We start from the raw sequence: 8,298 nt of genomic DNA on the forward strand, positions 1-8,298 counted from the left end.
AAGATAGAGCTAACACTGGAAGATGTTAGCCCCATCAGTGGCCGACCTAGAATTGCATCCGCAGGCTCAGGGTATACCGGGTATCACTCTGGTTGATGGAATATTTCAAACGCTTGCCGCCGTCTGCGCTATTCTCCATCTGTTGCGTCAATAGCGCCTTTTCATCGGTCAGATTACTTCCGGACAAACTCAGTTCAATCATATCGTTAATACGATAACGAATGGATGCATCAAGTTGACCATAGTCATCCTGCCAAACGGGCGTTCCAATACAACAGTCCTGCACAGTCACGAGGTATTCAGCACGCCAGTTATACGATAACCGTGCAGACAATTTATTTCGCTCATAGAACATGCTGACGTTGTAGGCGTCTTTGGACAGACCTTCAAGCTGATCTACCTGCACGCGATCCGATGCACCACTGGAACCACTGGAACCGTCGTCCGATGAACTATTGACGCCGGTATTCTGGATACCTTTGTTCTCAATGTAGGTATAGTTAGCCTGAACACCGAGACCACCCCAGGCACCCGGTAAATAATCAAACAAATGCGTTCCCTGCACTTCAAAACCCTGGACTTTAGCACCATCGCCATTCACTGGCCCGTCAATCACAACATCTTTTGTAATGCCGTTATTGGTCATCTCACGAATATAGGTTCCAGTCTGGATATAATCATCAAAAGATTTTGTAAACAGTGCTAATGATGCGCTGTTGGGACCGGAGTAATATTCAAAGCTGATATCCGCTTGATCTGCAATGGTCGGTTTCAGAAATGGATTGGAAGCATCCGCGCGGTAACTGACGTTAGCGCCAACAATTTCTCCATTACTGTCTTTTACCCACAATGATCCCGTCTCATCATTAACACTGGGTAGGTCGGCACCTACATTAATATAATTACGCAGACTGCCTATATCCGGCCTGGACATCGCCCTTGAAACTGCTATACGCGTTACAAAATTGTCTGTTACGTCATACTTGACGTTCAAACTCGGCAATAAATTATGGTGCGTTGCCGAGGATGTTCCGAGATTTCCTCCATTGTTCATAAACGCAATATCCTCACCATCCAGATAACAGGTGACCGTATTCGGTACTGGAGGGCGGGTCTCCGGGGCATCGGGATCTGACGGTTGAGTTGCTTCACAAGGGCGACTTGCCAGATCGTATTCGGGGAACTGCTCTCCACCGACACTGGTTACATCCGTCTTCACATAGCGAGCACCGATATTACCGCTGACAGGTCGGCCAAATAATTGTAGATCCTCTCCACCAAAATCAATTTGCACATAAAACGCTTCAGATACCTCTGTCACGTTTAATGATTCGTTGGGGCGGAAACAGGTACCTTCAACTTCATCTATACGCGTTCCGGTATTGGAGCATATCGGAATAAAGCCATTCACCGGCTGACCCGTCGCCGCAGCACTATTCGTGTACTTCCAGTCCCGCATGGTGTCTGTATTCGGGAATACAAATAACTCACTGCCATCGGCAATGCTCACGCTGCCGTAATTCGATCTCCATTTGTCGACCATCCAGGCATCGGTATAGCCGTTAAAGGTATATTCCTCGCCATCGAATTCTCCTGTGTGAGCAGGGCTATCAATGTTGAACCAGGCTGCATTATTGTTCCAGGAAGTAGACATGGCATGCCAACCACTGGCCTGGTTGACCTGTTGATCACGATCAGCGTATCTCACACCCGCCTTTATGCGCTCCACAAAGCCCGAATCGACGTCAAAAATAAAGTCTGCTCTGGTAGCAAATTCCTCGCCCTCGTTATCACCAAGAAACTCCAGAACATGGCTTGGATAATAACCGTTGGGATTGGCGTAGATACCCTGCCCTGCATCCAGGAGATTGATGTTGGTAGGACTGTGCAAGGTCACTCGGTTCAGATCATTGCGCAAATCAATCTCGGCATTTGCCCAGCTTTTTAACCCTGTATTGAGGCGATACTCGTCCAAAGTAGAGTTGATGTACTGCACATCGAAATTGGCATGGAGTCTGTCGGTGACATTCCATTTAAAGTTAAATCCGAAATCTTCCGTAACACTTTTTGAATCACTTACGTCTGCGCCAGTTTCAAAATTTGCACCAATGTATGGGGTAAGGACTGCGCCCTCCCCACAGGCTGCCCAATCATCAAGACTCGCGCAGGTTTCAACCAGCGGTTCACCATTGGCATTCGCTGCAACCAGTGCAGATGCAGCATTATTGGCGCCCCACCAACCGTGATCCTGCACGATGGTGCCGTGCGCAAATAAACCGTCTTCAGAGAACGCAAAGGGTTCCGTGCCTTCGGCAGGCCGCACAATGGCACCCGAGCCTGTCCCGCCTTCGGTGATCTCCAGAAAAAGGCTGTCACCGCCACCTAAACCTGACCAACTGGTCCCGATACTTCGACTCTCGGCCGTATTTTCATATTGGGAGCGATTGTACTGAAGCGTTGCCAGAAAACGGCCTTCGTTGTCTTGCCACTGGAGCGCCAGCGCCGCACCTGTACGCTGCCGACTATATTCACCATCAGAAAAAGATACACCCTGGGGTATAAAATACAGAGAGTCTTCTGCGTAAACATCTCTGAAACGGTTGACGCGGGCCATCCTGGAGCTCTGCGATGTGGCATCCACATCCGAGTAAGCGAAGTTAGCCATGACCCCGAACTCTCCCACAGCTGTATCGAAGCGAGTTGTATGAATGCCTGAGATTTCCGGTGTGCTCGATTTTGACAAGTCGCTGTAATTTCCAGCGACGGTAAGGACGCTCATTCGCTTATCGTGGTCAAACGGTAAACGCGTTTTCAGATTGACCACACCGGAGATGCCACCTTCAATCAGCTCAGCGGTTTGGCTTTTATAAATATCAACACCGCCCATCAACTCCGGGGAAACATCCCCCCAACTCAAACCACGACTGGAGGTTGCACTAAAACTATCCCTGCCATTGAATTCACTTCGTACAAACGGAAGCCCCCGGATAAGGACTCCCGACGGCTCTACGGAGAATGCGCCGGTATCTGTGCGCGTTGCGAAACGCTCGACCATTACACCGGGAACACGCATCAAGGCTTCGGCAACCGATTTATCCGGAAAATCACCTAGTTCGTCGGCCGTGATTGAATCGATTACCGTGTTTGCGTTTCTCTTCAACTCTTGTGCTGACTCGATATTTCTACGAATGCCCGATACTACAACTTCTTCGATATCCTCATTCTGTTTTGCAGCTGAAACCTGGGATGGTTCTGCAGCATAGGTCGCAGAACCAACTGCCATAATGCTGGCTGCCAGCAATGTTTTTTTGAAACAACCATAGCTGTTATTATTTGACATGCTAAATACCGCCTGATTTAGGTTTATGTGTGTGCATAACTTTTATAACTATTATCTTAATGCAACAATTTTTAGAGCAATCCTGCGACGCTCTTCGTGATTTTTCCTATGCCAAAAAATATGGAGCAATAAAATCCTGATAATCCTTCCCGTACTGCGAAGGAAAACCATTAATTGGAACTTATCTTTTATAAAGATGAAAATTTATTACTCTGTTATTTTTATGATAACCAGTGTTTAGTTAGCCAGTTCGATGGTCGCGCTTTTTATAATGACCGTACCCTCTGTGGCGAAAAATTGCAGCCCCATGCCTACCGCATCTTCAATGCTAAAGTCCGAGCAAGAGAAAGCTATATCTTGCCCTGCTACCAGCGACACCCAACCAGTCCAACATTTATATTCGCTGGCTTCCCAGCTGGGAGAAAAGATAAAGAACTGCAGAATGCCGTCCATTCCTCCACTGCTATTGTCAACAAACTCCTGATCGAAATTGAGTACAACGTTAAACATGGCATTGGCCATATTGATCGGCGCATCTGCATCGTAGGTAACAGCCTGATCCGCGCTGCTCAGCGTGAATTCTATATTGCTGGCAGATTCGTTTTTTACTACACCGTCATCCACCCACCAACGACCAGGGCTGGTATCAAGCACGATCTCATTACTCATGCTGGAGGATGAGCTGCTTGAAGCACTGGATGTTTCTATTGATGAGCTGGAGCTGTTCGCTGAGCTGGACGTACTTGATGCACTGCTACTCGCTTTCCCGGCACCCATTAACAGCGCATCTAAAAGCTGGTGGTCTGCTACAGCAGGTGTTGCGCGATCGAACAATGGAAAGGGGCTGTAGCCAATCTCCCACACGAAGGGCAATATGCCTGAAGAATTAGCACGTTCAGTAACGTAGAGGTGGAAGTAAGCGCGCGATGCGCGATGTAACGCGAGTGAATCGCCACTGAGGTTATCCCGGAGAATAGCGCCATATTCACCCATCACCACCGGAATTCCCTGATCGACAAATTTGGTTTTCATCAAATCAAATTGTTGATCAACCCAGTCCTCTTCGCCCCAGGTTGCATTACGCTCGGTATCGGTTGTGGAATGAAAACCCTCACCCCAATAGTAAGACATCAACCCCCAATCTTCGTCTTCTTCCATTAAGCCAAAATTGAAAGGACCATAAAAATGTATCTCAGCCATCTGCCGGCCGACCACACTATCATTCGGCATTTGCTCCCATAGATCATAAGTGGTTTCGATATTTGTCGACGGGCCTTGTACCACGAGTACGCGATAGGCATTTTTTCCGCCTGTGGCGCGAACGGTATCGACAAAGGTTTGATGATAGCTATCCAGGATCGCCATTCCTTCGGTGTCGCCCTCGTCTATTGGAGGCTCGTTGGCGCTGGCAAAAAGCAGATGCTCATCGAAGTCGCGCAGGTGGGTGGCAATTTGCTCCCAAAACGCCTTCTGCTTGGCATTTGTGGCCGCTTGCATGTCGGCATTGATATTTTCATCCAGCCAACCACCATCCCAGTGAATATTAACGATGACATAAAGCTCGTTATCTACAGCGTATTGCACTACCTGTTTCACACGGTTGAGCCAGTCCGCGCTGATTTCTGCTGTCTCCTGGTTTGAGTATTGATCCCAGGCCACTGGCAGCCGAACCGCATCAAAACCGCTGTCTTTAATAAGCTTCATATATGCCGCAGAAATTGCCGGGTTGCCCCAGTTGGTCTCCCCACCGATCGCTTCCAGCGTATTGCCAATGTTGATCCCCATTTTTATCTTACTGGCGATTTGCATTGCATCACTGTCCATACCGGCCGAATCCGGGGCAACCGGATCAGTGTTGTAGTTGGGATAGAGCCCGGCGCTAACTGATGAGCTGGCACCTGTCGATGAGGCGGCAAGGCTGGACGAACTGTCACCAACCGATGACGACATGCTGCTCGAACGTAATTCGGTACCCTCTCCCGAACCACCACAAGCAAGCAACAGCGAAGTGACACAGAGCAAGATGCAGGTATTTATTATTCTCATAAGGCGTATCTCAATAGTTATTGTTAATAGAAAACCCCTCTCCGGCTGTGACCCCGTTGGATACAGCACGGTCACGACTATCCTATTGAAGGCTAATGAGATTCGAATAACGCTTTTCTAAAAAAATTTATTACTACACAAAAAGTACAAGTTTTTTTTGATTTTGCGGTAGTTTCGGGGTTGGCTAGCCGCGCCCCCACTATATTGATTGGCAGGATGATGCTGTGCAGGCACAGCGGAACAGGATGTAGACACGACGATGCAGGCTCGGACAAGCAGATATCTTTTTGTAGCTCTCTGGCTGGCCTGGCTGGCGCGCCCTTCTGATTGGCACTAACAAAATTCTAAAAAAAAATAACAGGAATAGACCCGTGCAATAAATTTTTGCGTTTTAGATAACGGTTGATGGGCACCTTTATAAAAGAATACGGCCGACCTTCGCGAGTTTCTTACCAGGAAGCAATATGCTTACTAATAACGAATCTTACTAATAACGAATAAAGGTACAACATGACTCAATCGAAAGTAATCCTCTCCTTATGCCTGGCCTTTGCCAGTGGAATGCTGGTTGGATGTGGCGGTGGCGGCAGCGACAATTCATCCCCACCCGCCTCATCCCCATCATCCAGCTCATCACTATCATCAAGTAGTATGGGCGTGGCTTCATCAGCAGGTTCAAATAGCAGCTCACAGGTAAACACCAGTGAAAGCAGCGTCTCAAGCCAGGCAAGCAGCGAGCCATCATCAATAGTAATGACCAACGTGAAATACGGTGGCGGGGGTTACGTGCCCGGCCTGGTATTCCACCCCACTACGCCGGATCTTCTCTATGCGCGCACAGACATTGGTGGCTCATACCGGTGGGATGCATCGGCAGCCGTCTGGGTCCCCTTGACCGACGGTTTTAGCGTAACCGAAGGCGCCTACCAAGGTGCCGAAAGCATTGCATTGGACCCCACTGATGACCGGCGTGTGTATATGACCACCGGCGTTACCGCGAACAGCCTGTCCAACCTTGGGCGCTTGTATATATCCACTGATCGCGGTGATAACTGGCAGTTTGCCGATCTGCCATTCCCGGTGGGTTCTAACAACAGGGGTCGCGCGATTGGTGAGCGCATGATGGTTGACCCCAATGATCCTTCAATTCTGCTCTACGGCTCCCGTACCGCCGGTTTGTGGAAGAGTATTGATCATGGGCAGAGCTGGCAGCAGGTGCAATCGCTATCCTCGCTACAGATGACCCAACCCCAGATCGATGCTGCTAATAACGATCAAGGCACGCCCATCGGTGTGCAGCAGGTGATCTTTGATACGTCTACCACGGGAAGCGGCAGCGCCACGCAGACTATCTACACCGCCATCGCCCCGGACTATGCCACCCTGGCAGGCCTGAGCCACCGGGTGTACAAATCGACTGACGGCGGCACGACCTGGACCGGTGTCTCGACACCTGTGCTGGATTACCACATTCCTCACTGGGTGCGCGCCCAGGACGGCATGATGTACGTTGCCTTTACCAGAACCACTGGACCCGGTGCAGAAGGCCCGGCAACACTTTACAAGTTTGATGGCACTAACTGGACGCCGCTCAAAAGCTATACAAACAATTTTGGGATAGGTGGTGTTTCCGTGTATGGGACTGGCTCGTCCACCCGCATTGCGTTGGGTATTACTAACTCCTGGGGGGAATGGGAAGGCAAGCCTACCGTGCAATTTTCAGACGATGCGGGGGCTAGCTGGCGCGAGATAGGTTCATCTACACCGCGCATTCCGGCGGATATGGACTTTACCGGCTGGCTCGACGACATCGAGATTAATCCGGGTAACCCTGAGCACATTCTGGTGGTGCACGGCGGTGGGGTGTGGGAAACCAAAAATGCTTCTGCGACCAAGCCAACCTGGAGTGAAATGGTCAATGGCATTGAAGAGGTTGCCACCCTGGCACTCATGACTCCACCACCCGGGGCCTCCTATAGCCTGTTGAATAGCTCGGGCGACGTAGGCACGCTGGTGCATACCGATTTGTCGGTTAAACCTGTCCGCACCACAGGCGCAAGATTCAAGAACGGTATCAGTACCGATATGGCCTGGGATACACCTTCCTATATTGCGACTATCGGTAGTGCTCACTGGGGCGGCTCGAATCCGGGTGCTTTATATTCAACGGATTCAGGCGCGACCTGGACGGCTTTTCCAACACTTCATCCGAAAGGGCTGACCAATCAAAACGATTTTGCCAGCGTGGCAGTAACGCAACCCAATCATGTCATTTGGGCACCCAGTAATGCGGTACCCGCCTATACCACCAACAACGGGACCAGTTGGACCTACACCGACTTGCCAGAGCTACCGAATGGCTGGGGGCGCAGCTATCGCCTGGTCGCCGATCGCCAAAATCAGGACAAAGTCTATGCCTACGATTCGGGCGGCGGTTGGTGGGGGCCTACCCCCCAGCTCTTCTACTCAACAGACGGTGGCCATACCTTCACCGCCAGCAGTCAGTTCACCAGCCTCGGTGTACGCCCTGAGTTCTTCGGCACCGCGTCCATGGCGGTGAATCCGAATGCCGAAGGCGATGTGTGGCTGGTTGATGGTCACAGCATCTTCCATTCGCTTGATTCCGGTGTGACCTGGACCAAACTGGACGCCGCCGCATCGCTTTGGGATTCCGGCTCCACCTCACAGACTCCCCAGGTGTACGGCGCAACCTCAATCGCCTTGGGTAAGGCACCAGACGGTGCGGCTTACTCTGCCTGGGTGTATGTCATTGGTGTGATTGATGGTGTGTGGGGCCTGCACCGTTCCGAGGATGGAGGCAACAGCTGGACGCGTATCAATGACGACAAACACCAGTTTGCCGGCATGGGCACCCTGGCCGCCGATCACAATATTGTTGGCCGGGTGTTTTT

3 protein-coding genes are annotated in these 8,298 nt (G+C 50.5%); 1 reads left to right on the forward strand and 2 read right to left on the reverse strand.

All coding sequences use genetic code 11. The features are described 5' to 3' along the window. Positions 1 to 46: 46 nt before the first annotated feature. Positions 47 to 3,340 carry a TonB-dependent receptor gene (locus tag ACSV5M_RS18260; RefSeq protein WP_439177934.1) on the reverse strand — a complete coding sequence of 1,098 codons (3,294 nt, stop codon included), beginning with the start codon at positions 3,338 to 3,340 and terminating at the stop codon, positions 47 to 49. 237 nt (positions 3,341 to 3,577) lie between these two features. After that, a complete protein-coding gene (locus tag ACSV5M_RS18265) occupies positions 3,578 to 5,386 on the reverse strand; it encodes a glycoside hydrolase family 5 protein (protein WP_439177937.1) in 1,809 nt (602 codons plus the stop codon). Positions 5,387 to 5,896: 510 nt separating this feature from the next. On the opposite strand from ACSV5M_RS18265, the gene ACSV5M_RS18270 reads away from it, so the two are divergent. Continuing rightward, on the forward strand, positions 5,897 to 8,298 hold a 2,402-nt coding region (locus ACSV5M_RS18270), incomplete at its 3' end, for a WD40/YVTN/BNR-like repeat-containing protein (RefSeq protein ID WP_439177939.1).

This window comes from Cellvibrio sp. ARAG 10.3 (assembly GCF_051846955.1).
In the GTDB taxonomy this organism is placed as follows: domain Bacteria; phylum Pseudomonadota; class Gammaproteobacteria; order Pseudomonadales; family Cellvibrionaceae; genus Cellvibrio.